Origin of the sequence: Roseibium aquae (genome assembly GCF_008711285.1) — a bacterium.
GTDB lineage: Bacteria > Pseudomonadota > Alphaproteobacteria > Rhizobiales > Stappiaceae > Roseibium > Roseibium aquae.
In genome coordinates, this window is sequence record NZ_VXDC01000001.1 from 223,573 (window position 1) to 249,805 (window position 26,233).

Genomic DNA, 26,233 nt, shown 5'->3' on the forward strand with positions numbered 1-26,233 from the left:
AATGGCAAAAATCACGCTGAAGGGCCTGCGTCACAGCTACATGCCCAACCCGTCCAAGCCGGCCGACTACGCCTTGCAAGAGTTGAACGTCGATTGGGAGGATGGCGGAGCTTACGCGCTTCTGGGCCCGTCCGGTTGCGGGAAAACAACGCTCCTCAATATCATTTCAGGCCTTTTGACACCCAGCCACGGGGAGATCCTGTTCGATGATGAGGATGTCACCCGCATGCAGCCGGACGAACGGCACATTGCCCAGGTGTTCCAATTTCCGGTCGTGTACGACACGATGACCGTATACGACAATCTGGCCTTTCCGCTTCGCAACCGCGGTGTTCCGGAACCGGAGGTCGACAAGCGCGTGCGCGAGATCGCGGACATGATCGATCTCACGGAAACGCTTCAGAACCGCGCGGCCGGCTTGACCGCTGATGGAAAGCAGAAGATCTCGCTGGGCCGGGGCCTCGTGCGATCGGACGTCAATGTCATCATGTTTGATGAGCCGTTGACGGTGATCGATCCGCATTTGAAGTGGCAGCTTCGGTCCAAGCTGAAGGAACTGCACCAGCGGGTGAAGACCACGATGATATACGTGACCCACGATCAAACCGAAGCCCTGACCTTCGCAGACAAGGTTGTGGTCATGAAGGATGGCCAGGTGGTCCAGATCGGAACCCCCGTGGAGTTGTTCGAACGCCCGCAACATACTTTTGTGGGGCACTTCATCGGATCGCCGGGCATGAACGTTTTGCCCTGCGAGGTCCGGGGCGGGCAGGCGTTTTTCGAAGGGGAACCGGTCGCGACCTGGAATGCCGTGCACGCTAAGGAAGGCGCCAAGCTTGAAGTTGGGGTCCGGCCCGAATTTGTCTCGTTTTCGGAGAAGGGACTGGCGGTGGAAATCACCAAGGTGTCCGACGCGGGCCGGTTCCAGATTGTCGACACGCGCAAGGGCGGCCGGAGCATCAAGCTGTTGGTGCCGGATGGCGCTGAGATCCCCGAAAAGCATGCGCATGTCAGCTTCAAGACCGACCATACCCAAGTCTACAGCGACGGCTGGCTCGTGACGGGAGGGGAGTGATCATGGGAAAGATTGAAAACCAGAAAGCATGGTTTTTTGTGCTTCCGGTACTGTTTCTGGTGGCCTTTAACGCTCTCATCCCGTTGATGACGGTGGTGAACTACTCCGTTCAGGAAACCTTCGGGGACAATACGTTCTTCTGGGCGGGCCTGATGTGGTTCGAAGAGGTGCTCCTGTCCGAGCGTTTCCACGCGTCGCTGATGCGGCAGATGATTTTCACCTTCTCGATCCTGGCGATCGAGATCCCGCTTGGGGTCGCCATCGCGCTGACCATGCCGCGAAAGGGCCCCTGGGTCCCTGTGTGTCTTGTCCTGATGGCATTGCCTTTGCTCATTCCGTGGAATGTCGTCGGGGCAATGTGGAACATCTTCGCTCTGCCGGATATCGGACTTTTGGGCCGCACCCTGAATGCCATCGGGTTTGACTACAACTTCACCCGCCAACCTGGGGATGCATGGTTCACCATGATCCTCATGGATGTCTGGCACTGGACGTCGCTCGTGGTGCTGCTCGCCTATGCCGGCCTTGTCTCCATCCCCGACGCCTACTATCAGGCCGCGAAGATCGACGGCGCCAAGCCATTCGCCATTTTCCGCTATATCCAATTGCCCAAGATGAAGCGGGTTCTGACGATCGCCGTGCTTCTGCGCTTCATGGACAGCTTCATGATTTACACGGAGCCGTTCGTTCTCACCGGCGGAGGTCCGGGCAACTCGACAACCCTTTTGTCCATCGATCTTGTCAAGATCGCGCTCGGTCAGTTCGATCTCGGTCCGGCTGCGGCCATGTCGCTGATCTACTTCCTGATCATCCTGGCGATGAGCTGGGTCTTCTACACCGTCATGATGCGTAACGAGGCCAAATGATGAGAAACCTAAGCCGCTTCGTGCCCGCTCTCTACATTCTGTTCCTGTTGCTGCCGATCTATTGGCTGGTCAACATGTCGTTCAAAACGACGAATGAGATCCTGGGCGACTTCACGCTCTGGCCCCGGGAATTCACGCTAGAGAACTACATCACGATCTTTACCGATCCCACCTGGTACATGGGCTATGTGAATTCGCTCGCCTATGTGTCGATCAATACGGTTCTGTCCGTCGCCGTCGCGCTGCCGGCCGCCTATGCGTTCTCGCGCTACCGTTTCCTCGGCGACAAGCATCTGTTCTTCTGGCTCCTGACCAACCGGATGGCGCCGCCGGCGGTGTTCGCACTTCCCTTTTTCCAGCTGTATTCCGCTGTTGGGCTGTTCGACACATACTGGGCCGTGGCGCTGGCGCATACGCTGTTCAACATTCCGCTCGCGGTTTGGATCCTGGAGGGGTTCATGTCCGGTGTGCCAAAGGAACTCGATGAAACCGCCTATGTCGATGGCTATTCGTTCCCGCGGTTTTTCATCAAGATCTTCATTCCGACGATCGCGGCGGGCATTGGTGTGGCGGCCTTCTTCTGCTTCATGTTCTCCTGGGTGGAATTGCTGCTCGCCAAGACGCTGACGGCCGTGGATGCCAAGCCAATCGCGGCAACCATGACCCGAACCGCGTCCACATCCGGCTACGATCTGGGATTGCTCGCGGCCGCAGGCACGCTGACGATCATACCCGGAGCCATCGTGATCTATTTCGTCCGCAACTATATCGCCCGCGGCTTCGCTCTCGGACGGGTGTAAGGGAGACTTGTCATGCAAGAAGTCGTCATGTTCTCCGGTGAATGGTGGAGCGAACCACTCGGCACATGGATGGCCTGGACCCGGGCGACCGCCGCATTTTTCCTGTTCGTTTTCACTGCCGTGACAACGATGGGCGTGTGGGAGTATTTCTCGCCCGGCGGCGGGCCGCGCCGGGGGATCATCGGGCTCGATACGACCCGGGGTGACCGGTTGTTCATTTCCCTGCTGGGCAGTGCTTTCATCTTCCTGGCATGGTTGGGGCTCATGGGGCCGCCGCTCTGGGCCCCACTGGGTATCGCGATCCTTTACATGATCTGCGTTTTTCTGTTCGTTTAAGCTGTGACGGGTGCTTGGGAGAAGGCCGCCATTGGCGGCCTTTTCGTTTGTACCAGTCAAAACCTTTGGGCGTTGTTTCCAGGGCCCTTGCGGCCGACAATCGCCAGCCCGGGATCACTCCGCGGCTTCCTCGCCATAGCGGCTCGGCGCATGGCGGATCAAAGCCTCGATCCTGCCTTTCAGTTCGTCCCGGTCCTTCGAGCCTTCGGCTGAATAGTTCAGGTTCTTGAAGAGGGAGGTCAGCTCGGTGAAGAACCGGCGGGCCTCGTCCTTTTCCGGGAAGTCAAAGGCATGCTTGGCCACCCGGTACACGATACCGAACGTCTCCTGCTGCCGGGGCAGGGGCGCGGATGCGTCGACATCGTCAAACGCATCTTGCTGCAGATAGACCATGTCGAGGAAGAGCGCCTTTTGCTGAACGATGAAGTCCTCGATTGAAATGCCCTCTTCACCGGTGACCTGCATCATGCGGTTGACCTCGTCCCCCCGCCGCAGCAAGTCGATCATTTCCTCGACCTGGGCGACCCAATCCGATCCCAGATTGGTCTCGTACCAGGTGGCCAGCTGCTTGTGATAACGCGACCAGGAAAGCAATGGGTCGACCGCAGGATAGAACCGCTTATAGGCCCGTTCCGCCGACAAGCCGAGAAACGTTTTCACCGTGCCGAGCGTCGACTGCGTGACCGGCTCTTCGAAGTTGCCTCCGGCAGGCGACACTGTTCCGATCATGGTCAAACTGCCGATCTTTCCGTCACCGGTGCGGATGACGCCCGCGCGCTCGTAAATGCCCTTGATGGAACTGTCGAGATAGGCGGGAAAGGCCTCTTCTCCGGGGATTTCTTCCAGTCGTCCGGAGGTTTCGCGCATGGCTTGTGCCCAGCGGGATGTGGAGTCGGCGATCAGCAGGACGTCGAAGCCCATTTGCCGGTAGTACTCGCCAAGCGTGATGCCGGTGTAAATCGATGCTTCGCGCGCGGCAACCGGCATGGAAGACGTGTTGCAAATGATAACGGTCCGGTCCATCAGGGTCCCGCCGCCTGACGGGTCCGATTGGTGCGGAAACTCCGTGATGGTCTCCACCACTTCCCCCGCGCGCTCGCCGCAGGCGACTACTATCACGATGTTGACCGCCGAAAACCGGGAGATCAGGGATTGCAGGACTGTCTTTCCCGCGCCAAACGGCCCCGGTATGCAGCCCATTCCTCCGCGAGCGATGGGGAAGAAGGTGTCGATCAGGCGCATCGTGGTGATCAGCGGCTCACTCGGGTAGAGGCGTTCGGCCCGTCCTGAGGACACGAGCCGATCCGGGATCGGGCGGCGCACTGGCCAATTCTGAACCAGGGTCAAATCCCGGGTCTTTCCCTGTCCGTCGGACAGTGTGGCGACCACATCCTCGATGGTGAACGTCCCTTCCCGGATGCGTTCCACGGTCCATGCTCCGTTAAGCGAAAAGGGCACCATGATCTTATGTTCGAACCGGCCTTCGGGGACAGTGCCGATGACATCGCCCGCCTGAACCATGTCACCGGATTTCCGGACCGGCTGAAATGCCCATTTCCGTGTGGTGTCCAACGGATTGGTCAAAACGCCCCGCGGAAGGAAAAAGCCGTGGTCCGCCGCGATTTCGGCAAGCGGGTTCTGAAGACCATCGAACACGGTCGACAAGAGGCCAGGTCCAAGAGCGACGGACAACATGTCGCCGCTTTGGATCACCTGATCGCCGATCCGGACACCGGCCGTGCTTTCGAATACCTGTGCTTCAGCGGACTTGCCGCGCACACGCAAGACTTCAGCCTTGAGGTATTCGCGGGGCTTGCCCTCGCGTTCGGGACCATGCGGTATGATGTAAACCACCTCATTCTTGATCAGCGGGTGGTCTCCGAGCGGCGAAAGGGTCACCAGATCGTCTTGGACGGCGATGATTTCTGCGGTCGGTTCGGGAAGGTGCAAATGGCTGCTCATGAAGACAACTCCTCGGCGGGCACACGAACAGGGCCGCCCGGCAGATCTGGCGCCGTTGCCAGAACCGCGTCGATTAAGCCGGACAGGCGCTGCGCGGCCTTGTCCTGACTGTAGGCCGCCCACCGGGCGAAAACCGTCCATTTCAGGACATAAATGACGACCGCTTCGAAATCGAAGGCATGGTTTTGGCCATAGTGGTCGATTTGGCGGATGACCTCGGTCAATGCCGTGCGCTCGACGCTCAAATGATCGCCGGCCAACATGGCCTGGTTCGCCTTGGCGATCCACGGCATGAAATGGCCAAGCCCAAAAGCCTGATCCGACCAATTTGCGGCGATTGCCGAATTCCACCGGCCGTATCCCCAGCTGTCGACATCGCCCGGGGTCTGCTGACCGTCTCTGCGGCGGCGCAAGGCAGCCATCAAGGTCCGGGTTTCCATGCGGCCGGACACCAGGTGCTGGAGGTCCGGATGGTCGCTCAAGTCGTCAATGACGGACCTGGCCAGGCTTATGATCTGCTTGTCGTCCTGCAAAGGTGCTACGCCTGCCCATGCTGTGACTTGTATGACGCGATCGAGCAGACGCCTGTGACCGGGTGTCAGCATGCCAAGGCGCTGTTCCAGCCGGAAACGGGAAATCGGAATGTCGGCCTTGGCGAACAGCCTGCCCAGATACGGCAGGCTCGTGGCCAAGGTGATGTAGCGCATGCGCTCGGACATGGCCTACCTCAAAACCCCTTCCATGACCGCGCGTAGCCGGGGTTGCAGGTGCGCCTTGAGCAATTCCGCTACGGTGTCCTCATTCATGTCGATGGAGATGTTCTTGTCTGTCAGCTTGATCGAAATGCCGTTTTGTCCTGGCGCGGACGAGAACGTAACGCCCTTCCGCAGCACGTCACCGGCCAGCGCAAGGACGAAATGGGTAAGGGTTCCAGGCTGAACCGCCTCGGGAGATTGCTTGAGCTCTTCGAAGGTCACGGCCCGTTCCGGCAGAACGATTTCCATCTTGTCCGCCGCCGTGACATCGGCCGCTTCCTTGGCCTTGCCCGCCACGGTGATGATCAGCTTTTGAACAAAGGTTTCATCCGCAAGCGCGACACCGATCAGACGTTTCGCTTCGTCCTGAATCCGCCGGTCAAGCTCGTTGCGAAGCGACAGAACCATGTCTCGCGCGGCGATTTTCAAGCCGTCGCGCGTGGCTGCCTCCTCGCGTGCGGCCTCAGCCTTCGCCGTGTCGACAATTGCTCTGGCCCTGGCCTCGGCATCGGCGACGATTTTGTCCGCTTGGGCGCGCGCATCGGCGAGAATGCGGTTTGCTTCCTCTTGCCCGGCGGAGACACCTTCCGATTTCAACCGGTCGATCAACGCCTGAACGCCGGCGCCCGGATGTGTGGATTGAGGATCGCCTGCTTTGCTATCAGCCATCTTGGTCTCCCGGTTCAGTTCGGAATGGAGCCGGAAAGGACAAGGGCGAACACGAGGGCAAACACCGAGAACCCCTCCAGAACGGCCGCGGGGGCGAGCGATACGCCGAAGATTTCCGGTTTGGCCTTCGAGGCATGAATGGCCGAGGCCAGAACCTCGCCCTGCCGGATACCCGAGTACAGCATGGCGAAACCGGCGAGTACCCCGATGCCGAACAAGGCAGCGGCCGATTCCGGGGTCATCGTTTCCCGTTGCAGCGCGAACATGATGACGATCCCGTAGATCACCTGAGACGAGGGCATGAGTGAGACCCCGATAAACCGGCCATAGCCGCCATCTGAATCCAGCATGGCTCCAATGGCCGCGCTGCCCCCCAGCGCACATCCCCAAGCGCTGCCGATCGCACCCAGGGCAACCGGGGCGTAAAGTCCAAACCAACCGAGTGCCAGTACGAATTCGTTCACAGGCCTGTCTCCTCTTTTTTGAAGGGGCGGAATGGAGTGCCTTCGCCCTTCAAACTCCAATTGAAAAACTCTATGACATTGAGGCGAAGGCCATGGACGGTACCGCCGATCAGGCCAAGGCCGATATTGATCATGTGGCCGACCGCCAGCACAAGCAGGGCGATCAAAAGGCCAATGCCTGGAACGGCTTCCTGAAGCTGGCCGGCCAGATTGTTGATGGTCTCCGCGAGCGACGCCGCTGCCAGCCCAAGAGCGAACAAGCGCATGTAACTGAGAACATCGCTGAACACGTTGACGATGCGGGCGAGAGCGGCCAGACCGTCAAACACCCGCAAGCCCGCCGTCTTCCAGGATGTCACCTCGCGGTCGCTGGCAAACACGCCGACCATGATCAGGCCCGTAACCACGGCAACGGGTCCAAGACTGGCGATCACCGTATCCTGGCCCAAAAACGTCGAGATGCCGCCCGCCACCACGATGGCCCAGCCGATGGGCTGGAGCCGGTCCGCCCGGCCGCTGGCGTGCCAGGACTGCATGAGATTGGCCAGGATCAAATGGGCCGCGCCGATCGTCAGCGTGATCTTCATCATGGTGTCGACGTCGTTCAGATCCATGATCTTGAAACGACCAAGAAGACTGTCCGGGGACGGAGTGATGCCGAAGTAACTGCCGGTGAGCACCCCGAAAACCGTGGTGGAAATCGTCAACCAGACGGCCATCTTGAAAAGGCGCCGGGATGTTTCTCCGCCGGTCAGCCGCCGCTTGAACAGGTAGAGAAGGCCGAGCAGCAACAGTCCGTAGCCCGCATCCGTCATGATCATGCCGAAGAACAGGACAAAGGAGACATAGACAATGACGGACGGGTCCCAATCGCGGTAGCTCGGCGTTTGATAGAATTCGACAAGGCTCTCGCCAGCCGCCAATTCGGGACGATTATGGAGGAGCGTCGGCGGGATTTCCCCCGGGTCGGGATCCTCAAAGCTTGCGGCAACCCCCATCTCACCGGCGAGCGCTTCGATCTCGTCTTGTTTATCGGCGGGAGCCCATGCTTGCAGCAGGAAGATCCGCTCTTCATCGGCCGTCTCGAGCGCGGCGCGGGCGCGTGCCGACCGGTCCCTTGCACTGGCGAGGTTCTCCGCCAGCAGCACCCGCCATTTGGTGAGGGCCTGGCGCTCCTGTTCCAAATCCTCGATCAGGATCTCGGTCCGCTCCAGTTCCCGATTGAGCTCGGACAGGGACTTGCTGCCGATGTGGGCCCGAGGAACCGGCATGGCGTCGGCAGGCGGTTCTTCCGGCGATAGCAGCACGATATAGGCGCGATACCTGTCCTGATGAACGACCTCGATAATTTTGTGCTGAAGGTCGATCTGGGGCACTTTATTTGCCGGAACAATGTAGAACCACAGCCGTTGGTCACCGATATCTTGTAGATCGGTGAAGGAAAACTCTCCCCACGGCTCGACTTCCTTGATCCGCTTGATCAAGGCGGACCGCAGGTCTTCCGCTTCCCGGAACGCGGTGCGGTTAGCAAGGGCCTGGTGGACGATCTGATCTGTTTGAAAATCCGTTGCGTCCTTGACCGGGCGCCTCTGATCGTCGCAGGCCATAATCCAGCGCAGGGCATCGACAGCCTCCTGACCGCGTCCGCTCGAAACGGCCTCGAGTTCCTTTTGTGCAGAGGTCAAGGGAATGAGGTGAAGCCGCCCAAAGGCCTGGAGGGTTTCCAGGACGGCTTCCTTGTCGTCCATAACCCCGATGAGGCTGACTTTCTGGAGGGCGGTTATACTCATAGGTCGGCCACCTTTTGGTCGGCCGCGCGTGCCGCGGTTTTCCGTTTCGAGATCTTGGCCCGCACCACCGCATCCCGTTCCGCGTCCGCGAGCGCCATGCGGATCTTCCGAATGTTTTGCTCGGCCTGCGGGATCAATCGTTTCTCAAACAGGTTGACGCGCCGGGAGATCACGGCTTCCGCTTCCAGAAGCCGGTCGATCCGTTCGTGCGCGATCCGCCGCTCGATGTTTAGTTTCACCAGTTCGCGAATGGCCGCGCAGGTCGGGTCGACCCAGTGAGGGCGGCCCAGCAACGAGTAGGCGGCTGTCTCCATCTCGACGTTGCCGAGTTTTGGAAGCCGCGTGCCCGACAGGTTCTGCTCCCCGATGTCGATCCGGGTGATGGTGACCATGTCCTCCAAGGGGACGTTGTCGTTCGAGATCATCGGCAACTGGCGGACGATTTCCGCGAACCGGCGCTTGTAGGCATCGTCGAGCTTTTTGACGGTTTCCTTGGCCTTTGCGCGTTCGGCGACAATCTGCAGGCGTTTCAGCTCAAGCGAAGGCAGAAAGCGCTTGTATTCGGCAAGATGCGCGCTTTCGCGGGCGAGTGACGCCTTGTTGAGCGCGAGCTTCGCCATCACGCCGCCTTGTCTGGGCCAGCGCCGGCGACCAGCACCGTTGCCGCGCTTGCCGGGAAATACTTGTCGATCAATCCCTGCTTCATCATCAACTGGCCGGGCTCGAAACACTCCGCCAGGGTTTGCCAGCACAGGTCGAGGGCCGCTTCCAAGGGCAGCGACACTTCAATGTCCATGAAGCGCTCGCGGAACAGTCTGCTGAATTTCAGCAATTGGTGATCGTAGTCCGACAACTCGAACGCCATGGACAGTTTCTGCTCCGCGTCCCGGCCGCCGGAATAGAACCGGATCATGGTGTTCATGATTTGGCTGTGGTCCTCGCGGGTCACCTTGCCGATCACATGCTGCTTGAGCCGGGAGAGGGATCCGAACGGATCGATGACCCCGGAGTGAAGATAGAACTGGCCCTCGGTGATGTAGCCGGTGTTGTCCGGAACCGGGTGGGTCACGTCATTTCCAGGCATGGTCGTCACCGTCAAAATGGTGACCGAGCCTGACCCCTTGAAATCGCAGGCCTTTTCGTATCTCCGCGCCAGTTGGGAATAAAGGTCACCGGGGTAGCCGCGATTGGCGGGCACGCGTTCCATTGCGATGGAGACCTCCTTCATCGCGTCCGCGAAGGCGGTCATGTCGGTCATGAGCACCAAGACCCGCTTGCCGTCCTCGACGGCGAATTTTTCAGCCACCGCCAGTGCCATGTCGGGGACCTGCAGGCGTTCCACGACGGGGTCCGAGGCCTGGTTCACAAACATGACCGTTCGCGGGAACACGCCGGCGTCCTCGAACTGCTTCCGGAAAAAGGCGTAGTCGTCGAAAATCAGGCCCAGACCGCCAAACACGACAATGTCGGCGTCGGCCTGAATGCCGATCCGGGCCAGAAACTGATTGTAGGGTTCGCCGGATACCGAGAAGATCGGGATTTTCTGGCTTTCCACCAGACAATTGAAGACGTCGATCATCGGGACGTCCGTTCGGATCATACGCGACGCCAGGACCCGTTTCATCGGATTCGCGGATGGGCCGCCGATCGGAACGGTCGGGTCGTTTGACAGGCTTGGCCCGCGGTCGATCGGCGTGCCGGCCCCATCGAAGACGCGCCCAAGGATGTTCTCGGAATAGGTGACCTTGGCGGATTCGCCAAGGAAACGAACTGAGGCGTTGTTTGCCAAGCCCTTGGTGCCGGAGTTCACCTGCAGGGACACCATATCATGGTCGATGTTGATGACCTGTGCGAGCGAAGTGATCCCATCGCCGGCATCGACCATCGCCAGATCACCCAGACAGGGCCGCCCCTCGGTGGCCTTGCCCGACGCGGAGACCTTGATGCGGATGATATCGCCGACAATATCGACAATCCGTGTGTGGGCCACCAGCATCCGAACACCCCCTTACCTGGTTTGATAACGCCTTGTGTGAAAGGGATCTATACAACTCGGCATTGATCTTACGCCGGGAACCTTATTGCTGCGTTGCCGCAATCGAAATTCGTAGTGATCCGTATGGCATCGCGAACAGGGGCGCGATGTTTGAAATATCCGTCAAATTACGGATGTCACTTTTGATTTTTTGCTCTGCGGTAAGTGTTTGTGATGACAGCCTTCGCCCGTAATTACTCAACGTTAACTCGATCCGGTGATCCTCAGTGCACTTGGTGGGGATGCATACGTTTTCAGGCGCGGCTCGAAAGCGGCTTGGCGAACTTTGAGGTAGGTAATGTTTGCGCATATGAAGTTGGCACGGAAGGTGCCGTTGCTGATGGTCGGTGTGGCCGCTCTGGTTGGCATCGGGATTGGTGTGTCCAGTTATCTGACATCGGTTTCCAGCATGCGCGGGCTCACGGAAGACCGGTTGACTGCGGCAGCGGAGACCGCGGTAACGGGTATCAAGAGCTATCTCGAGGCGATCGAACGCGAGCTCGTTCTGGTCGCTGAGAGCCCGGGCACGGTTGCCGCGGTCAAAGACTTCGCGGACGCGTGGACGCAACTTGCCGGAACCGGAGTGGATCCGGAGACAGAACTGCAACGGATCTACATCACGGACAATCCAAATCCCACAGGCGCGAAACACTTGCTCGATGCCGGCAGCACCGGATCTGCCTACGACGCGGTTCACGCCGGATACCATCCCTGGTTCCGCCGCCTGCAGCAGGATCAGGGCTATTACGATGTGTTTCTGTTCGATACGGAAGGCAACCTGATCTATTCGGTTTTCAAGGAACTGGACTACGCCACCAACTTCAAGGAAGGCGGAGGAGAATGGGCCTCCAGTGACCTCGGGGTCGTCTTCCGCGAAGCGCTCGCGGCCAAAGATCGCAATCCAATCGCATTCGAGGATTTTGCACCTTACGGTCCGAGCTACGATGCCCCCGCGAGTTTCATGGCCCATGCGATCCACGATGCTGATGGGTCGGCTGTTGGTGTGTTGGCTTTCCAGATGCCGATCGATCGGATCAATGGGCTGATGTCCCAAGCCATGGGGCTGGGCGAAACCGGCGAACTCGCATTCATTGGCGCTGACCGGCTGATGCGAAACGATTCCCCGTCGACACCCGATAAGAATGATATTCTTGCGACCAGGGTTGAGAGCCCGATTGTCGATCAGGCATTTTCGACCGGTGCAGCCTTTGGCTACGATCCGCTTTTCCGCGGCGAAAAGATGGACGTTGAGGCGACCGCCTTCGACTACCAGGGAGAGCGGTTCGCCATCGTTGCCATGCAAGCCGACCGTGAAGCGCAGGCGCCGGTCGTGATCATGGGAAATCGCATGGCCATGATCGGTCTGCTCCTGCTGGTTGTGGCCGCTGCAATCGGTCTTTGGGCCGCGCGCTCCATCGTCAAACCAATCCAGACGATTGTTCTTGCGATGAACCGGTTGGCCAGCGGGGACACATCAATCGAACTGGATGAGACAACCCGGAAAGACGAAATCGGCGAAATGGTCGAGGCCGTCGTCATCTTCCGTGAAAACGCCGAGCAACGCGTCCATCTGGAACGCAAGGCGCTGCAGGAGCGGGATCGTGAGCGCCATCGGCAAACCCATATGGAAAAGGTGATTGCGCAATTCCGGACCATCATGGACGAACGCCTCGCAACGGTGGGGAGCCAGATGAAACGGATGCAGGAGAGTTCCGAAACGCTGACCGGGTTGGCGGTGCGGGCGTCCGATCAAGCGACATCGGCAAGCGATGCATCCGATCATGCCTCCCAAAACGTGGCGACGGTTGCAAGCGCAACCGAAGAAATGACCAGTACGGTTCAAGAGATTGCCAGCCAAACCGAGACAACGAGCCAGATTGTCGACCAGACCGTCGAAGCGGCTGATGCTACCAACCGGAATGTTGCGGCTTTGTCCCAGGCGGCCGAGCATATAGGAAGCGTGGTGAGCCTGATCCGGGATATCGCGGCCCAAACGAATTTGCTCGCCTTGAACGCGACAATCGAGGCGGCGCGTGCTGGCGAAGCCGGGCGCGGGTTTGCGGTGGTCGCCGCTGAGGTGAAGGAACTGGCCGACCAGACCGCCAAGGCGACCGACGAAATCTCTAGCCAGATTTCCGGTATTCAGGACTCCGTGCGAGATGCCGCCTGCTCGATCAACAACATAACCGACAAGGTTGATGAAATCCGTTCATTGACCACGGTGGTGGCCGGTGCGATCGAGGAGCAGCACGCCGCCACGCAGGAAATCGCCCAGTCGGCGCGTTTTGCGTCTGACGGGACCGGGCAGGCCGCGAAGAACATGACCTTCGTATCGCAGGCGATCCAGAAAACTTCCGCCGAAGCGGCAACCGTCAACTCCGCGTCCGAGCTGGTGTCGAAGGCCAGTGAGAAGCTTGCGAGCGAAGTCGCCAAGTTCCTGGAAGACGTTGCACGTGATGCGGAGGATCGCAGAAAGGCCCTGAGGATCAGCGTCACGCGGAATGTGTCGTTGATCGACAAGAACGGCTTGCGCCATTCCGCGCAACTGGTCGATATCAGCCAAAACGGTGCTCAGGTTGTCGACGTGCACGGCGTCAAGATTGGCGATGCGGTGACTTTGGTTCTGGGCGGAAGCCGTCAGATTCCGGCAAAGGTTGTTCGCGAAACCGGGGCCGGAATCGGAGTGGAGTTCGTCCAGGGACTGGCCGAGGAAGATGAGGCGCTGGCCGCCTGAACGAAAGCCCGTTGCGAGATTCAATCCGGCGCGTCCGCGTGATTGACGGAAGGTCCCGCGTTCACCTCTCTGTCTAATTCGCGTCGCGCTGGGCAATCCAGTCATGGTCCGGGTGGTTTTGGAACCGCCATTTGCGGATGGGGCCGGCCATGACATTCAAATAATACATCTCGTAGCCATAAGGTGCGCCGCAAGGGTGATGGCCTTTGGGCACCAGCACCACATCGCCGTCGGAAACGGCCATGGTTTCGTCCAGTTCCCCGTCTTCGGTAAACACCCGCTGGAAGCCGAAACCCTGGGCGGGGTTGAGCCGGTGGTAATAGGTCTCTTCAAGATACGTCATGTCGGGAAAGCGGTCTTCGTCGTGCCTGTGGGGCGGATAGGATGACCAATTCCCGGCGGGCGTGAAGACTTCGGTCACCAGCAAGCTGTCGGCGATCGTCTTGTCTTCCATGGCAATCGGATGAATGTATCGGGTGTTCGCGCCCTTGCCGCGCTCCTCGAACCCGATATCGGTGATCACTTGAGCCTTGTGATTGCCTTTGCCCGGTGCGGAGCAGACCGCGAGAACGCAATCTGTCGTCGCCCGTGCCGACCAGGCCAAATTGTTGGGCACATAGACACAGGCCGGCTTGGTGCGCTCGAACACGTTCATCCGCTCGCCCAATTCCCCGAACACCTGGTCTTGGGTGGAAATCTCCGCCCGGCCCTCGACAAGCACCAGGATAACCTCGCGATCTTCGGTGTCTTCCCGGGCTGTTTCGCCAGCAGAAAGATGATACAGCCCGAACCCGACATATCCCCAGCCTGCGCTCTCGGGAGTGATATGATGAACCTTGCCGGCCTTTGCGGACGGCTTGATGAGAAGACGGCTCATGTCAGGCCTACCTTTTCTGCGATGGATCTCAAGGTCTTCAGTCCGAGGCTTTGGTAGGTGACCGGATCACGGACCTCCGGGTCCTGCTCCGCTTCGATCACGATCCAGCCCTGATAGCCGGCCTCCTTGAGAGCCAGAAGAAGCGGTTCGAAATCCACCCCGCCTTCGTCGTCGCCCGGAACCGTGAAAACCCCCGCGCGGACCCCATCCATGAAGGAAAGCCCTTTCGCGCGGACCTCGGCCATCACGGCCGGGCGGACATTCTTCGCGTGAACGTGACGGACGCGGCCGATATGTTTTTGCAAGGCCGGGAGCGGGTCCGCCGCCTTGGCTCCAAAGTAGTAATGACCGGCGTCAAAAAGCAGTTTGGTTGCCGGACCGGTTGCGGCCATGAACGCATCGAGTTCTTCCGGCGTCTCCACGATCGTGCCCATGTGATGGTGATAAACCAGGTCAATCCCCTGGCTGGCGCAGTAAGCGGCCAGCGCCTCGACCTTTGCCCCGAACGCTTTCATCTCGTCATCCGAGAGCACTGCCTTTTCGGACAGGGGTTTCGGTTGGCCCTGGATCGAATTGGATGTCTCGCAAACGATGCAGACGGAGCAGCCGTTGTGTTTCAGTTTGTCGAGATGTGACTGGATCAGCCGTTTCTCCTCCTCCACACTCTGTGTCAGAAGATTGAGAGAGTACCAGCCGGAAATGAATTTCAGGCCGTGACTGCCCAGCAATTGCCTGAGCTCTTCCTTGTCGTCCGGCCAGCGGTGGCCGTTTTCGATGCCATCGAAACCGATCTCGGCGGCTTCCTTCAGGATCTGTTCGGTCGGGATGTGCGCACCAAGGGTCTGGTCGTCGTCATTCGCCCAGGCGATCGGGTTTGTGCCGTAAAGGATCATGTGTCTTTTCCTGTGAGGTCAGTCGGCGGTCCGCTGGTTCTTGAGCGCGGCCACATAGGTTTCCCGTGCCGCCTTCACTTCCGCGCGGTCGGAGATCTGAGGTACGGCGACGTCCCACCAATGGCCGCCGGCTTCGGTTGAGGGCAGCGGGTCGGTATCGATCACGATGACATAGGACCGGGATGAGGCGCGCGCACGGCCCATGGCTGCCTCCAGCTCATCCAGACTGGCCACTTTTTCGGACGTTGCGCCCATGGACGCGGCATGGGCGGCAAAGTCGATCGCGCTCGGGGTGACATGGCGCGCGGTGTCCAGCAGGTTGTTGAAGCTTCGGCCGCCGGTGCCCATCTGCAAGCGGTTGATGCAGGCGTAGCCACGATTGTCCAGAACAACGACAATGATCTTGTGGCCCAGCATCACCGATGTCGCCAGCTCCGAATTCATCATCATGTAGGAGCCGTCGCCGACCATCACCACCACTTCGCGGTCCGGTTGGGCCATCTTGGCGCCGAGCCCGCCGGCGATTTCATATCCCATGCATGAATAGCCGTACTCGACATGGTAGCCGTTGGGTCTGGAGGCTTTCCAGAGCTTGTGAAGCTCGCCGGGCAAACCGCCCGCGGCACACAGAACGATGGTGTCCTCGTCTGTTGATCTTTGAACGGCACCGATCACTTGTGCATCCGTTGGCAGCATGTTGCCGGATGGCTGTGCGACCGCTGCGTCAACCGCGCGCAGCCAGTTTTCCTTCAAGGCAGGATCCGGGCCGGTGAACCTTTTGGAACCAAGATGGGCCGACAGCTCTTCCAGCGCGATCCTGGCATCGGCGACCAGCGGGAGGGCCTGATGCTTCGTGCTGTCATAGGCCGCAAGGTTGATCGACAGGATGGTCCGGTCCGGGTTCTTGAACAAGGCCCAGGACCCTGTGGTGAAATCCTGAAACCGTGTGCCAATACCGATGATGAGATCCGCCTCCTCCGCGATGGTGTTGGCCGCGGATGAACCGGTGACACCGATGGAACCGAGGTTGAGCGGATGATCCCATGGGAGGGCGGATTTCCCGGCCTGGGTTTCGGCCACCGGGATCTGATGGGTTTCGGCGAATGCTTTCAAAGCGCTGCAAGCGTCTGCGTAATGGACACCGCCGCCCGCGATAATCATCGGCTTCCGGGCGGCCTGGATCGCTTCGGCCGCGTCGCCAAGTTGACCTGCGTCCGGGCGTGGACGGCGCCGGCGCCATACCCTTTCGGCGAAGAAACTTTCCGGATAATCGAACGCCTCGGCTTGAACGTCCTGGCAGAAGGCAAGGGTGACGGGGCCGCAGCGTTCCGGGTCGGTCAGCGTCGCCAGGGCCCGGGGCAAGGCCGTCATGAGCTGTTCGGGCCTGGTAATCCGGTCGAAGTAGCGGCTGACCGGGCGGAAGCAGTCATTGGCGGAGACCGTGCCGTCGTCGAAATCCTCAATTTGCTGGAGGACCGGGTCGGGTCCGCGGTTCGCGAAGACATCTCCCGGGATCAACAGGAGCGGAAGGCGGTTCACATGGGCCAGAGCGGCGGCCGTCACCAGGTTGGTCGCTCCCGGACCAATCGACGTTGTGACCGCCATTGCCTGTTTTCGGTTCCTCGCCTTGGCAAAGGCTATGGCGGCATGAGCCATGCCTTGTTCATTGTGGGCGCGCCAGGTCGGAAACCGGTCCTCCGCGGCGGCCAGGGCTTCTCCCAGCCCTGCCACATTGCCGTGGCCGAAGATGGCCCAGCAGCCGGGGATCACAGGCGCCCCGTCCTCGTTCTTCTGAGCAATCAGATAGCGGACCATGGCTTGGGCCGCGGTCAGGCGAAGTGTCGTCATGCGGTCAGTCCTTTGAGCTGTGCCGGTTCGTCCGCTTGCCGGGCGTCGTCCCAGATCCGGCACAGGCGGGCGAACCGGTTTGTCATGTCGGAAACGGCCTCGGCGTCGGTGATGTCGCCGACAAGCCATTTGCGCGCCGCGTCCGCGAAGATTGTGCGGCCCACAGCAAAGCCTTTGACCATGTCGAACTTGGCAGCCTGTCGGAAACTCTCCGACAGTGCGTCTTCCGATGCCTCCAGCCCAAGGACCACAATTCCCCGCGTATAGGGATCGAAACGTTCGATCGTCCGGCAAGCCTTTGCCCAGGCGCACTCGGAGGTCATGGGTTCCAGCTTCCACCAGTCGGGATAAAGGCCAATCTGATACATGCGCTCGATCACGGCCGCGGTCGTATCGTCAGATACCGGCGCAACCCTGGAGGGGATGACCTCCAAAAGCGTCTCGAGCCTATTGCGGCGGCAAGCGGCGAACAAGCGTTTCAGGACCTCCTCCTGGCGGGCTTTCATCTCCTCGGCATCATCGGGGTGGTAGAAACACAGCACCTTCACCACATGCTCCGCCGGCCAATCGGCAAGGCCGCCGAAATCCGGACCGATCTCGGGTTCCAGCTCGAGTGGCCGGGAGGCTGGCCACTCGACCGGATGGCCGATCCAAAGTCCGGTTCCGGCGGCCTTGTACAGGGCATCGCGGCCCAACCGGCTGTCGCACAACAGCCCGTAACCGGGTCTGCCATTCGCGACATTCATCGTGGCATCGAGGCACAGAGCCTTGAAGGCGTTGATCCTGTCGTGGCCAGCCCCGATTTCATCCGCCATTTGTTCGAGTTGAATACGATGGTCGAATGCGAAAACGCGCATGGTCGACCAGTCGCCGCCCTTCGCAAAGGCCCGCGTTGTTGACCAGTGAATCTGTTCGAGTTCCGGGTCGTTGCGCAGATCCTTGCGAATGACCCCGCGTTTCAGGAAGAACTGAAGCTCGGTCCAGCTTGGGTAGGCCGGGGTGCAGCCGTGCCGGGACACGGCCAACGCTCCGCAAGCATTTGCATATGTAAGGCTCGTGACCCAGTCCTCGCCCGTGATCCAGCCTCGCAGAAGCCCGGACATGAACCCGTCTCCCGCGCCCAGCACGTTAAAGACCTCGATCGGAAACCCGGGTCCCGAAATGCCTTCGTCAAGGCTTTTGGGGATAGTGGAAATGAAGGCGGATGCACCCATCGGTCCGCGTTTGCAGACGAGCGTGGCGCCGGTCACCTTGCGCACGTTCTTGAGGGCTTCGACCGTTTCGGTCGATCCGCCAGCGATATGAAACTCCTCTTCCGTGCCCACGATCAGGTCGAAAAGATGAAGTGTGGACTGAAGCTTTTCGGTTACGGCCGGGGAGGCGATGAACCGGTTCTCCCCATCTCCATGTCCGGAGAGGCCCCACAGGTTCGGCCGATAGTCGATGTCCAGTGCCGTTTTCGCGCCGGCCGCCCGCGCCAGGGTAACGGCTTTCAAGACTGCCGCGGCGGTGCGCGGATGGCTCAGATGGGTGCCCGTTGCAACGACCGACCGCGTTGATGCAATGAAACCCGGATCGATATCGTCCTCGCAAATCGCCATATCCGCACAGTTTTCCCTGTAGAAAATCAGCGGAAATTGTTCCTGGTCGCGGATGCCGAGGAGAACGAGCGCCGTCAACCGGTCGGGATCGGTAATGACCCCACGTGTGTCGACGCCATGGCGCGCCAGCTCTTCGCGGATGAAGCGGCCCATATGCTCGTCGCCAACGCGCGTGATCAGCCCGGATTTCAGCCCGAGCCGCGCCGTGCCGGTGGCCATATTGGTGGGCGACCCCCCGATATATTTGTTGAAGGAGGACATGTCCTCCAGCCGGCCACCCACTTGTGCGCCGTAGAGATCGACCGACGACCGGCCGATGGTGATGACATCGAGTGTTTTCACGGGGTCTTGTTCCGTCCTGTCAAATCGTGCCGCCGAGCGAGCCTTCGAGTGCGGCCAGTTCCTGTCCGCCCGCCATCATGTCCTGCAGCTCCTCGGCCTTGATCTCGCCCCGCGCTGCCGTGCCAAGCGTCTTGCCACGGTTGAGAACGGTGAAGCGATCACCCACGGCCATCGCATGGCGCACATTGTGGGTGATGAAGACGACGCCAATCCCCTTCTTGCGCACCTTGTCAATGGTTGCCAGCACGTTCGAGGTCTGACGAACGCCGAGCGCCGATGTCGGCTCGTCCAGAATCAAGACCTTTGCCCCAAAATAGACGGCGCGGGCGATGGCAACGGTTTGGCGCTCGCCGCCTGAAAGAGTGCCGACCGCTTGATCCGGGGAGCGCAGGTGGATACCCATCTTGGCCATCTCGCTCAAGGTGACTTTATTCGCGGTGTGAAAGTCGAACATCTTGAACGGCCCGAAGCGCTTTTCCGGCTCCCGTCCCATCCAGAAGTTCCGCGTGACCGACATGAGCGGGATCATCGCCAGGTCCTGATACACGGTCGCGATACCGGCCTCCATGGCATCCCGGGGACTGTTGAAGGTCACCTCCGCGCCCTGGACGCGGATGGTCCCGCGGGTGGGTTTGTGAACCCCGGACATGGTCTTGATGAAGGTGGATTTCCCCGCGCCGTTGTCGCCGAGGAGGCAATGGCATTCGCCCTCCTTGACGGACACGGAAACGCCATTGAGCGCGATCACGGGGCCGAAGTGCTTTTCGATATCGACAAGCTCGATCAAGGGAGCGGACATGTCAGCGTTCTCCTGTGATCATGCGGCGGATATAGGTGTTCAGGATGACGGCGAGCAGCAGGATCACCCCGAGGAAAACCCGGAAAAGGGAACTCTCCACGCCCGCGAAAAACAATCCCTGTTGGACGACCCCGAAGATCAGCGCACCCAGAGCCGCGCCGATCACCGAGCCATAACCGCCCGTTAGCAGGGCACCGCCGATCACCACTGAAATGATGGCTTCGAATTCCTTCAAGAGGCCGCGATCGGCGGCGGCCGAGCCGAACTCCATGACCTGGCAGGTCGCGAAGACCGTCGCGCAGAAGGCGGAGAACATGAACATCGAGATTTTCACACGGTTGACCGGGACACCGACATACCTCGCGGCTTGGGCATCGCCGCCGGAGGCAAAGATCCAGTTCCCGAATTTCGTGCGGGTCAACAGGAGATGCCCGAAGACAATCAGTGCCAGAGCCCAGATCATCAGCATGGGAATGCCTTCGACGACCGGTTGTCCGGCCTTGGGTCCGGCAACAAAGGTATCGACGATCCCGAGATCGGCGAGCCAGACAAACAGGCCATTGAAAACTTTGCCGCCGAATAGCCACGCGATCGGATCGCCTTCGGATGCCTCACGCACGCCGCCGATAATGGTTTTGCGCGTGGTGGTGATGGAAATGAAAATCGTCAGGCCGCGAAGGATATAGAGGAAGGCCAAGGTGACAATGAAGGACGGCAGCCCCGTGCGGATCACGAGAAAACCGTTCAAGGCTCCGATTGCCAGGGCGAGGGCGAAGGCGACCAGGATCCCGAACCATGCGGGAAAGCCCCATTGCACGGTCATCAGGGCGATCACGATGCCTGAAAAGCCAATCATGGAGCCCACGGACAGGTCGAATTCACCCGCGATCATGAGGAGACAGGCCCCGACCGCGATGATTGCGAATTGGGCGGCCACGGTTCCCCAGTTGATGATGCCTTCCGGCGCGAACATGCCGCTGTCTCGGGCAATGGCGAGAAAGAACAGGAAAACGACAATCGTCCCGCAAATCGCGCCCAGTTCCGGGCGGATGAGCGCCTTGCGCAACGGGGACATTTCGCGCACCCGTTCGTCCTTGATCGGCGCGGCTGCCTGGTTGGCTTCAGCCATAGGTTTCCTCCTGCGGCCCATTTGCTCTGGATCGGCCGATGCCGAAGCGGGATCGTTTGGACGCCCGGGGCCGATCGCTTTTTGGGTGGCAGAGCATCTCTGGGCGCTTCTTGCGGAGCTCCCGTTGATCTGGACGGGTGCTCTGGATGGGCGCTGCGAGCGGCTCGCCGCCGCATTTTGTGTTGAAAGAGTGCGGGCTTGGCGGCCCGGTTCGGTCAGGTTCGGTACCGGACGGCGGTCATGGGCAGCCGTCCGGTGCCGTCCGTCAAGTTACCGGTACTGACCCGCGTATTCCTCGACCAGCGCGATGTTCTGCTTGGTCACGAAGCCCGGGCCGGAATTGATCGAGTTTCCGGGAACAACGCCATAGCGGGACAAGTTGGTGAGGATCACGACCGGCAGGTAGCCCTGCAGATAAGGCTGCTGATCGATGGCGAAATTGATCACGTCGCCTTTGATGGCTTCGGCGATTTCAGTCGACAGATCGAATGTGCCGAAATGGATCGTCCCGGACTTGCCAAGGTCCTCCAGCGCCGCGAGGGTGGGATGCGCGGAGGTCGGCCCGAGGGTCAGGATCCCGTTGGTGTCCGGATTGCCCTGGAGATAAGCCATCACCTTGGATTTGATTTCCGCCGGATCCTGACCCGCGTCAATCATCTGGCCGTCCAGGTCGACACCAAGCGCATCGGCATAGCCCTGGCAGCGCTCAACAGAAGCGGGATTGGTGATATAGTGGTTCACGCAAAGAAATTTCGTGACACCGGCCGCCTTTGCCCGTTCCCCAGCTCCCATGCCCGCCGCATGTTCCGGTTGACCGACATGCATCAATGCTCCGAGCGTCTTCGACTGCTCTTCCGTGCCCGAGTTGATCGTGATGACCGGGATGCCTTTTGCAACGGCATTGGACAGCGGACCCGACAGAACATCGTAGTCGGCGATGGTCGCAATGATACCGTTCGGGTTTGAAGCCGAGGCTTGCTCGATGATGCGTGCCATGTCCGCAAGGTCGCCGGTCGGCGGATTGCGATACTCCACCTCGACATTCATCTGCTCCCCAGCGACCTGGATCGCGTTCTTGATCGTGTTCCACCAGCTGTCGCTGTCGGGGGCATGACTGACCAGAACGAAGCGTTCGCCCTCCGCCAGAGCTGGCGCGGAGAACCCCGTGAACGCAACGGCCGCCGCGGCCATTGCGAGAAGCGTCTTTTTCATTTTGTTCCTCCCAGAACGAATTCTTGGCGCAAGCGGTCAGGCTTGCAGGGCCGTGAGTTTATGCGGCGATCTTGCTTGATCGCATTTGGAATATAAATTCCATTTTACGATTCATGCAATAGAATTTTTCCAAATATCAGATTCTGTTCCTGGCCGCGCCCACGGAGACGGCCAGTGTGATCGCGAGGGAAAGGCTGGCGGAGAGCGCGCGAAACGCGCCGACATCCAGTTCCGAAACCAGAAGCGTGGTCGCGCCCAGGCGGGCCAAAGGGCTCGTGATCACATCCGTGATGGCCACCAGTCTTGCATTCCTGGCGCGCCCAAGTTCCGCGATTTCGACAGTCTGCTGGGTGTAGGGCGCGAAGGTGACGGCGAGGATTGCGTCGCCGGGCCGAACCAGGGCCGTTTGATCGAGATTGGCGGTTCCGGCATGAAGGACGGCCGGAACCTGCATTTTTTCAAAGGCATACGCGAGATAGGAGGTGACCGGAAACGCCCGGCGAAAACCAACGAGGTGGATTGTGTCCGCTTTTGCCAAAAGATCGACGGCCGTTTGCAGCTCCGCCGGATCAACGCTGGTCATCAGGTTTTCCAGGGAGGTCCGACCGACATCGACAAATTCCGCAAGCAGGGCGGAGGGGGATTCCGCTCCGTGCTCGCGCAGTTTCGCCAGGCGGGTGATGTAATCGGGCCATTTTTGTGAATAATCGGACCGGAAAAGCTTTTGCATCTGCGAAAAGCCGGAAAATCCCATGACCTGACAAAACCGCATGAAAGCGGATGGTTGAACATCTGCGGCTTCCGACAGTTCGGCGACGGTGGACACAGCGACCCGGTCCGGGTTGGTGGCGATATAGTCGGCGCACTGCTTCAGCCTTTTGGGAAGCGTGTCGACCTCGGCAGACAAGCGGTCGAAAAAGGCATCGATGGTCTGCGGAGCGGTTGGGTCGGTCATTGGGGCGCTCTTTTGCTTCTTGACACGTTCTATCAAAGATGATTTTGGAATTTTTATTCCAACCTGGCAAGCGCCCGCTTTCGAGGGCCCCAATCCGGTATCACTCTCGCAAAAGGATCTTCCCATGACGCTAAAAGTTGCGCTCCTTGGAGCTGGCCGGATCGGAAAGGTCCATGCGAAGGCTGTAGCGACCACAGATGACGTTGAACTTGTGGCCGTTGCGGATGCGTTTGAGGAAGCCGCCACGGCGCTGGCGACTGCATATGGCGCCCGTGTGGCAAGTGTCGCGGACATCGAGGATGCCCAGGACGTGGATGCGGTGATTATCTGCACGCCAACGGACACTCACGCGGATCTGATCGAGAGTTTCGCCCGCGTCGGCAAAGCCATTTTCTGTGAAAAGCCAATCGACCTGTCGTTGGACCGGGTGAAAACATGCCTGTCCGTGGTGGAGCGGACCGGGGCAGTCTTGATGCTCGGGTTCAACCGCCGGTTTGATCCGCATTTCCAGGCGGTCAAGGCCGCGATCGACTCGGGCCAAATCGGCGATGTCGAAATGGTGCAAATCACGTCCCGAGACCCTGGCGCGCCGCCGCCGTCCTACATCACATCCTCAGGCGGCATTTTCCGGGACATGACAATCCACGATTTTGACATGGCGCGTTTTCTGCTCGGGGAAGAGGTGGATAGCGTCTACGCGGTTGCGTCCAATCTCGTGGATCCGGAAATCGGCAAACTCGGGGACTTCGACAGTGCCTCGATCGTCCTGACGACCGCGTCCGGCAAGCAAGCCTCGATCTCGAACTCCCGCCGGGCCACCTACGGCTATGACCAGCGTATTGAGGTGCATGGCTCTCTTGGGGCGGTGTCGGCCGAAAACCAGCGGCCGGTTTCCATCGAGATTGCCACCGCAGCCGGCTATCAGCGCCCGCCACTGCATGATTTCTTCATGACCCGGTACACCGAGGCCTATGCGGCTGAAATCGCGGCCTTTGTGGAGGCCGTCAAATCGGGCAAAGCACCGCAGCCGGGGGGAGAAGACGGCCTGAAGGCGCTTCAATTGGCCGAGGCCGCGCTCCTGTCCGTATCCGAAAAGCGGCCTGTTTCGCCCGCTGAAGTCGGGTGATGGCGGCGCAAAGATCCGGGGAACGTACATGGACAGCATTGGTATCGGGCTGATCGGAACGGGCTTTATGGGCAAATGCCATGCGCTGGCCTATGGGGCGGTCAAGGCGGTTTTCGGAGATGTGCCCCGGCCGCGTCTTGAAGTGCTTTGCGATGTCCCGCAGGACAAGGCCGTTGAATTCAAAGACCAACTCGGCTTTGCCCGCGCCACCGACAGTTGGGAGGACCTGATCCGCGATTCGCGCGTCGACATCGTGTGCATCACCACTCCGAACAAGGCGCACAAGGAGATGGCGACGGCCGCACTCGCGGCGGGAAAGCACGTTCATCTGGAAAAACCGATGGCGTTGACGCTCGAGGATGCGCAGGCTCTCACGCTTCAGGCGGAAAAGGCGGGGGTTAGAACGATCGTCGGTTACAATTATCTGCACAATCCGGCGATCACGCACGCCCGCAAACTCATCGCCGAGGGAGCTATTGGCCGGATCGTGCATTTTCGCGGCATGGTCGATGAGGACTATCAGGCCGATCCCGATCTCGCCTGGACCTGGCGCGCCACCACCGCGGATGCCGGCCTCGGCACGCTTGGGGATCTTGGCTGCCACCTTGTCTCACTCGCCACGGAGCTTGTCGGGCCAGTGGAAAGCCTGATCGCGGAGACCCGCACGGTCCATCAAACGCGGCCGCTGGGCGAGGGGAGCCTTGAGCGCAGGGCGGTCGAAAACGAGGACATTGCATCTGCGCTCCTGACCTTCGAAAACGGGGTTCACGGTATCATCTCCACTTCCCGCAGTGCCTGGGGCCGCAAGTCCTATATCGCGTTTGAGGTTCACGGCACGAAGGGCATGATCACCTTCGACCAGGAACGAATGAACGAGCTCCGGCTCTACCAAAACCATGGACCGGCCGCCGAGCAGGGGTTCAAGACGCTTCTGACCGGACCCGCCCATCCGCCATATGGTGCCTTCGTCCCCGCGGCCGGACACCAGCTTGGCTTCAACGATCTGAAGGTGATCGAGGCGCGGGAATTGCTCCGGGCGATTGTGGAAGGTCGCGCCGCCCAGCCCTCCTTCGCGGATGCATATCATTTCGAAGCCGTCATACATGCAATCGCGCGATCGGGCCAAACCGGTACCCGGATCCACCTTTGAAGACGGTCGGGCGGAAGACTCTGTGGTGGGAAAGCCGGGCCGCGTCTGAAATTGACGTGAAATCGACCTGTTTTCCACGCATGGTCGATGCGAACGTGGACTGAAGGAGCGCGCCATGAACACGATCGATGCGGCCAAGCCTGAGGACTATCTTCAGATCGACATTGTGTCGGATGTCGTGTGCCCCTGGTGCGTGATCGGTTTCAAGCAGCTTGAGCAGGCGATCCATCAGACCGGAACGCCGGCCACGGTGAAGTGGCACCCTTTTGAACTCAATCCGAACATGGCCGAGGACGGCGAAAACCTGCGCGATCATATTCACCGGAAATATGGGCTGGATGAGGCCGCCTCGGCCCAGACCCGTGAGCGCCTCACCGCCCTCGGGCTCGAGCTGGGTTTTGCCTTCAACTACAGCGATGACATGCGCATGGTGAATACCTTCCGGGCGCATCAACTGCTCCACTGGGCCGGGCCTTACGGCAAGGAGCACCCCTTGAAAATGGCTCTTTTCGAGGCCTATTTCATCCGCCATGAGGACCTGAACGATCTCACTGTGCTGGGGGAAATCGCCCAAGGTGTGGGACTGAACCCCGCCGAGGCGCAAGACGTGCTTTCGGACGGGCGGTTTGCCCAGACCGTGCGCCAGGAGGAGAAGTTCTTTACAGATCAAGGCATTCAGGGGGTTCCGGCGGTTATTTTCGACCGGCGGCACCTGGTCAGCGGGGCGCAGGGTGTCGATGCGTATGTGTCCATTCTCAGGCAGTTGAACGGCCATTTCAGCACTTGAGAGCCTGCCGCGCGGCCGGCCGTATTCC

At 60.0% G+C, this 26,233-nt stretch carries 23 protein-coding genes; 8 read left to right on the plus strand and 15 right to left on the minus strand.

The window, feature by feature from the left end; all coding sequences use genetic code 11:
* The first annotated feature begins 1 nt into the window (after window position 1).
* The 4 genes from F0184_RS00950 to F0184_RS00965 are packed head-to-tail and all read left to right on the plus strand — an operon-like array spanning window position 2 to window position 3,077.
* The gene (locus F0184_RS00950; protein WP_150493530.1) at window positions 2-1,075 is read left to right on the plus strand and encodes an ABC transporter ATP-binding protein; all 1,074 of its coding nucleotides are present in this window, start codon (window positions 2-4) and stop codon (window positions 1,073-1,075) included.
* Window positions 1,076-1,077: 2 nt separating this feature from the next.
* Window positions 1,078-1,941 carry a carbohydrate ABC transporter permease gene (locus F0184_RS00955; RefSeq protein ID WP_150493532.1) on the plus strand — a complete coding sequence of 288 codons (864 nt, stop codon included), beginning with the start codon at window positions 1,078-1,080 and terminating at the stop codon, window positions 1,939-1,941.
* Window positions 1,938-2,741 carry a carbohydrate ABC transporter permease gene (locus F0184_RS00960; RefSeq protein ID WP_208998267.1) on the plus strand — a complete coding sequence of 268 codons (804 nt, stop codon included), beginning with the start codon at window positions 1,938-1,940 and terminating at the stop codon, window positions 2,739-2,741. The genes F0184_RS00955 and F0184_RS00960 overlap by 4 nt, the downstream gene beginning before the upstream one ends.
* Window positions 2,742-2,753: 12 nt before the next feature.
* Window positions 2,754-3,077, plus strand: a complete 324-nt coding sequence (locus tag F0184_RS00965) for a DUF2160 domain-containing protein (RefSeq protein WP_150493534.1) — start codon at window positions 2,754-2,756, stop codon at window positions 3,075-3,077.
* Between the two features lie 114 nt (window positions 3,078-3,191).
* Here F0184_RS00965 and F0184_RS00970 read toward each other — a convergent pair whose 3' ends face one another.
* From F0184_RS00970 to F0184_RS01000, 7 genes are read right to left on the minus strand one after another with little or no spacing between them, the layout of a single operon-like run.
* Window positions 3,192-5,039 carry a V-type ATP synthase subunit A gene (locus F0184_RS00970; protein ID WP_150493536.1) on the minus strand — a complete coding sequence of 616 codons (1,848 nt, stop codon included), beginning with the start codon at window positions 5,037-5,039 and terminating at the stop codon, window positions 3,192-3,194.
* Window positions 5,036-5,758 (minus strand): hypothetical protein, encoded by a 723-nt coding sequence (locus tag F0184_RS00975; RefSeq protein ID WP_150493538.1) that lies wholly within the window; start codon window positions 5,756-5,758, stop codon window positions 5,036-5,038. Before F0184_RS00975 ends, F0184_RS00970 begins: the two co-directional genes overlap by 4 nt.
* 3 nt (window positions 5,759-5,761) lie before the next feature.
* Window positions 5,762-6,463 carry a hypothetical protein gene (locus F0184_RS00980; RefSeq protein WP_150493540.1) on the minus strand — a complete coding sequence of 234 codons (702 nt, stop codon included), beginning with the start codon at window positions 6,461-6,463 and terminating at the stop codon, window positions 5,762-5,764.
* A 14-nt stretch (window positions 6,464-6,477) separates the two neighbouring features.
* On the minus strand, window positions 6,478-6,927 hold the full coding sequence (locus F0184_RS00985; RefSeq protein WP_150493542.1) for an ATP synthase subunit C: 450 nt from the start codon (window positions 6,925-6,927) through the stop codon (window positions 6,478-6,480).
* Window positions 6,924-8,717, minus strand: coding sequence for a V-type ATP synthase subunit I (locus F0184_RS00990; RefSeq protein ID WP_150493544.1), 1,794 nt, complete (start codon window positions 8,715-8,717; stop codon window positions 6,924-6,926). The genes F0184_RS00985 and F0184_RS00990 overlap by 4 nt, the downstream gene beginning before the upstream one ends.
* Window positions 8,714-9,337, minus strand: a complete 624-nt coding sequence (locus F0184_RS00995; RefSeq protein ID WP_150493546.1) for a V-type ATP synthase subunit D — start codon at window positions 9,335-9,337, stop codon at window positions 8,714-8,716. The genes F0184_RS00990 and F0184_RS00995 overlap by 4 nt, the downstream gene beginning before the upstream one ends.
* A complete protein-coding gene (locus tag F0184_RS01000; protein ID WP_150493548.1) occupies window positions 9,337-10,713 on the minus strand; it encodes a V-type ATP synthase subunit B in 1,377 nt (458 codons plus the stop codon). The genes F0184_RS00995 and F0184_RS01000 overlap by 1 nt, the downstream gene beginning before the upstream one ends.
* Before the next feature lie 349 nt (window positions 10,714-11,062).
* On the opposite strand from F0184_RS01000, the gene F0184_RS01005 reads away from it, so the two are divergent.
* Complete coding sequence (locus tag F0184_RS01005) at window positions 11,063-13,486, plus strand: methyl-accepting chemotaxis protein (protein ID WP_208998268.1); 2,424 nt, start codon at window positions 11,063-11,065, stop codon at window positions 13,484-13,486.
* Between the two features lie 73 nt (window positions 13,487-13,559).
* Here the strand turns inward: F0184_RS01005 and iolB are convergent, their stop codons facing one another.
* The 8 genes from iolB to F0184_RS01045 form a co-directional block, all read right to left on the minus strand.
* Entirely contained in the window at window positions 13,560-14,363 is an 804-nt protein-coding gene (gene iolB / locus F0184_RS01010; protein ID WP_150493552.1) for a 5-deoxy-glucuronate isomerase, read from the minus strand.
* Window positions 14,360-15,256: a myo-inosose-2 dehydratase gene (gene iolE / locus F0184_RS01015; protein WP_150493554.1), complete on the minus strand. Its 897-nt coding sequence runs from the start codon at window positions 15,254-15,256 to the stop codon at window positions 14,360-14,362. The genes iolB and iolE overlap by 4 nt, the downstream gene beginning before the upstream one ends.
* A gap of 18 nt (window positions 15,257-15,274) precedes the next feature.
* On the minus strand, window positions 15,275-17,104 hold the full coding sequence (iolD, locus tag F0184_RS01020) for a 3D-(3,5/4)-trihydroxycyclohexane-1,2-dione acylhydrolase (decyclizing) (RefSeq protein WP_150493556.1): 1,830 nt from the start codon (window positions 17,102-17,104) through the stop codon (window positions 15,275-15,277).
* Window positions 17,101-19,047 carry a bifunctional 5-dehydro-2-deoxygluconokinase/5-dehydro-2-deoxyphosphogluconate aldolase gene (locus F0184_RS01025; RefSeq protein WP_150493558.1) on the minus strand — a complete coding sequence of 649 codons (1,947 nt, stop codon included), beginning with the start codon at window positions 19,045-19,047 and terminating at the stop codon, window positions 17,101-17,103. Before F0184_RS01025 ends, iolD begins: the two co-directional genes overlap by 4 nt.
* 19 nt (window positions 19,048-19,066) lie before the next feature.
* Window positions 19,067-19,846: an ATP-binding cassette domain-containing protein gene (locus F0184_RS01030; RefSeq protein WP_150493560.1), complete on the minus strand. Its 780-nt coding sequence runs from the start codon at window positions 19,844-19,846 to the stop codon at window positions 19,067-19,069.
* Window position 19,847: 1 nt separating this feature from the next.
* Entirely contained in the window at window positions 19,848-20,975 is a 1,128-nt protein-coding gene (locus F0184_RS01035) for an ABC transporter permease (RefSeq protein ID WP_172971933.1), read from the minus strand.
* Window positions 20,976-21,245: 270 nt separating this feature from the next.
* On the minus strand, window positions 21,246-22,187 hold the full coding sequence (locus F0184_RS01040; RefSeq protein ID WP_172971934.1) for a sugar ABC transporter substrate-binding protein: 942 nt from the start codon (window positions 22,185-22,187) through the stop codon (window positions 21,246-21,248).
* 136 nt (window positions 22,188-22,323) lie between these two features.
* Complete coding sequence (locus tag F0184_RS01045; RefSeq protein WP_150493562.1) at window positions 22,324-23,142, minus strand: MurR/RpiR family transcriptional regulator; 819 nt, start codon at window positions 23,140-23,142, stop codon at window positions 22,324-22,326.
* A gap of 124 nt (window positions 23,143-23,266) precedes the next feature.
* Between F0184_RS01045 and iolG the strand changes: the two genes are divergently transcribed.
* From iolG to F0184_RS01060, 3 genes are all read left to right on the plus strand, one after another.
* Complete coding sequence (gene iolG, locus F0184_RS01050) at window positions 23,267-24,268, plus strand: inositol 2-dehydrogenase (protein WP_150493564.1); 1,002 nt, start codon at window positions 23,267-23,269, stop codon at window positions 24,266-24,268.
* Between the two features lie 28 nt (window positions 24,269-24,296).
* Entirely contained in the window at window positions 24,297-25,418 is a 1,122-nt protein-coding gene (locus F0184_RS01055; RefSeq protein WP_150493566.1) for a Gfo/Idh/MocA family protein, read from the plus strand.
* 115 nt (window positions 25,419-25,533) lie between these two features.
* Window positions 25,534-26,205: a DsbA family oxidoreductase gene (locus F0184_RS01060; protein ID WP_150493568.1), complete on the plus strand. Its 672-nt coding sequence runs from the start codon at window positions 25,534-25,536 to the stop codon at window positions 26,203-26,205.
* Window positions 26,206-26,233: the final 28 nt, after the last annotated feature.

Bases quoted from the DNA above. Each gene is read 5' to 3' on its own strand.
- F0184_RS01035 (WP_172971933.1), bottom strand. From the start codon at position 20,975: ATGGCTGAAGCCAACCAGGCAGCCGCGCCGATCAAGGACGAACGGGTG.
- F0184_RS00980 (WP_150493540.1), bottom strand. From the start codon at position 6,463: ATGGCTGATAGCAAAGCAGGCGATCCTCAATCCACACATCCGGGCGCC.
- iolE (WP_150493554.1), bottom strand. From the start codon at position 15,256: ATGATCCTTTACGGCACAAACCCGATCGCCTGGGCGAATGACGACGAC.
- F0184_RS00965 (WP_150493534.1), top strand. From the start codon at position 2,754: ATGCAAGAAGTCGTCATGTTCTCCGGTGAATGGTGGAGCGAACCACTC.
- F0184_RS01040 (WP_172971934.1), bottom strand. From the start codon at position 22,187: ATGAAAAAGACGCTTCTCGCAATGGCCGCGGCGGCCGTTGCGTTCACG.
- F0184_RS00995 (WP_150493546.1), bottom strand. From the start codon at position 9,337: ATGGCGAAGCTCGCGCTCAACAAGGCGTCACTCGCCCGCGAAAGCGCG.
- F0184_RS00955 (WP_150493532.1), top strand. From the start codon at position 1,078: ATGGGAAAGATTGAAAACCAGAAAGCATGGTTTTTTGTGCTTCCGGTA.
- F0184_RS01060 (WP_150493568.1), top strand. From the start codon at position 25,534: ATGAACACGATCGATGCGGCCAAGCCTGAGGACTATCTTCAGATCGAC.
- F0184_RS00960 (WP_208998267.1), top strand. From the start codon at position 1,938: ATGATGAGAAACCTAAGCCGCTTCGTGCCCGCTCTCTACATTCTGTTC.
- iolG (WP_150493564.1), top strand. From the start codon at position 23,267: ATGACGCTAAAAGTTGCGCTCCTTGGAGCTGGCCGGATCGGAAAGGTC.
- F0184_RS01000 (WP_150493548.1), bottom strand. From the start codon at position 10,713: ATGCTGGTGGCCCACACACGGATTGTCGATATTGTCGGCGATATCATC.
- F0184_RS00950 (WP_150493530.1), top strand. From the start codon at position 2: ATGGCAAAAATCACGCTGAAGGGCCTGCGTCACAGCTACATGCCCAAC.
- iolD (WP_150493556.1), bottom strand. From the start codon at position 17,104: ATGACGACACTTCGCCTGACCGCGGCCCAAGCCATGGTCCGCTATCTG.
- F0184_RS01045 (WP_150493562.1), bottom strand. From the start codon at position 23,142: ATGACCGACCCAACCGCTCCGCAGACCATCGATGCCTTTTTCGACCGC.
- F0184_RS01005 (WP_208998268.1), top strand. From the start codon at position 11,063: ATGAAGTTGGCACGGAAGGTGCCGTTGCTGATGGTCGGTGTGGCCGCT.
- F0184_RS01030 (WP_150493560.1), bottom strand. From the start codon at position 19,846: ATGTCCGCTCCCTTGATCGAGCTTGTCGATATCGAAAAGCACTTCGGC.
- F0184_RS00970 (WP_150493536.1), bottom strand. From the start codon at position 5,039: ATGAGCAGCCATTTGCACCTTCCCGAACCGACCGCAGAAATCATCGCC.
- F0184_RS01055 (WP_150493566.1), top strand. From the start codon at position 24,297: ATGGACAGCATTGGTATCGGGCTGATCGGAACGGGCTTTATGGGCAAA.
- F0184_RS00975 (WP_150493538.1), bottom strand. From the start codon at position 5,758: ATGTCCGAGCGCATGCGCTACATCACCTTGGCCACGAGCCTGCCGTAT.
- F0184_RS00990 (WP_150493544.1), bottom strand. From the start codon at position 8,717: ATGAGTATAACCGCCCTCCAGAAAGTCAGCCTCATCGGGGTTATGGAC.
- iolB (WP_150493552.1), bottom strand. From the start codon at position 14,363: ATGAGCCGTCTTCTCATCAAGCCGTCCGCAAAGGCCGGCAAGGTTCAT.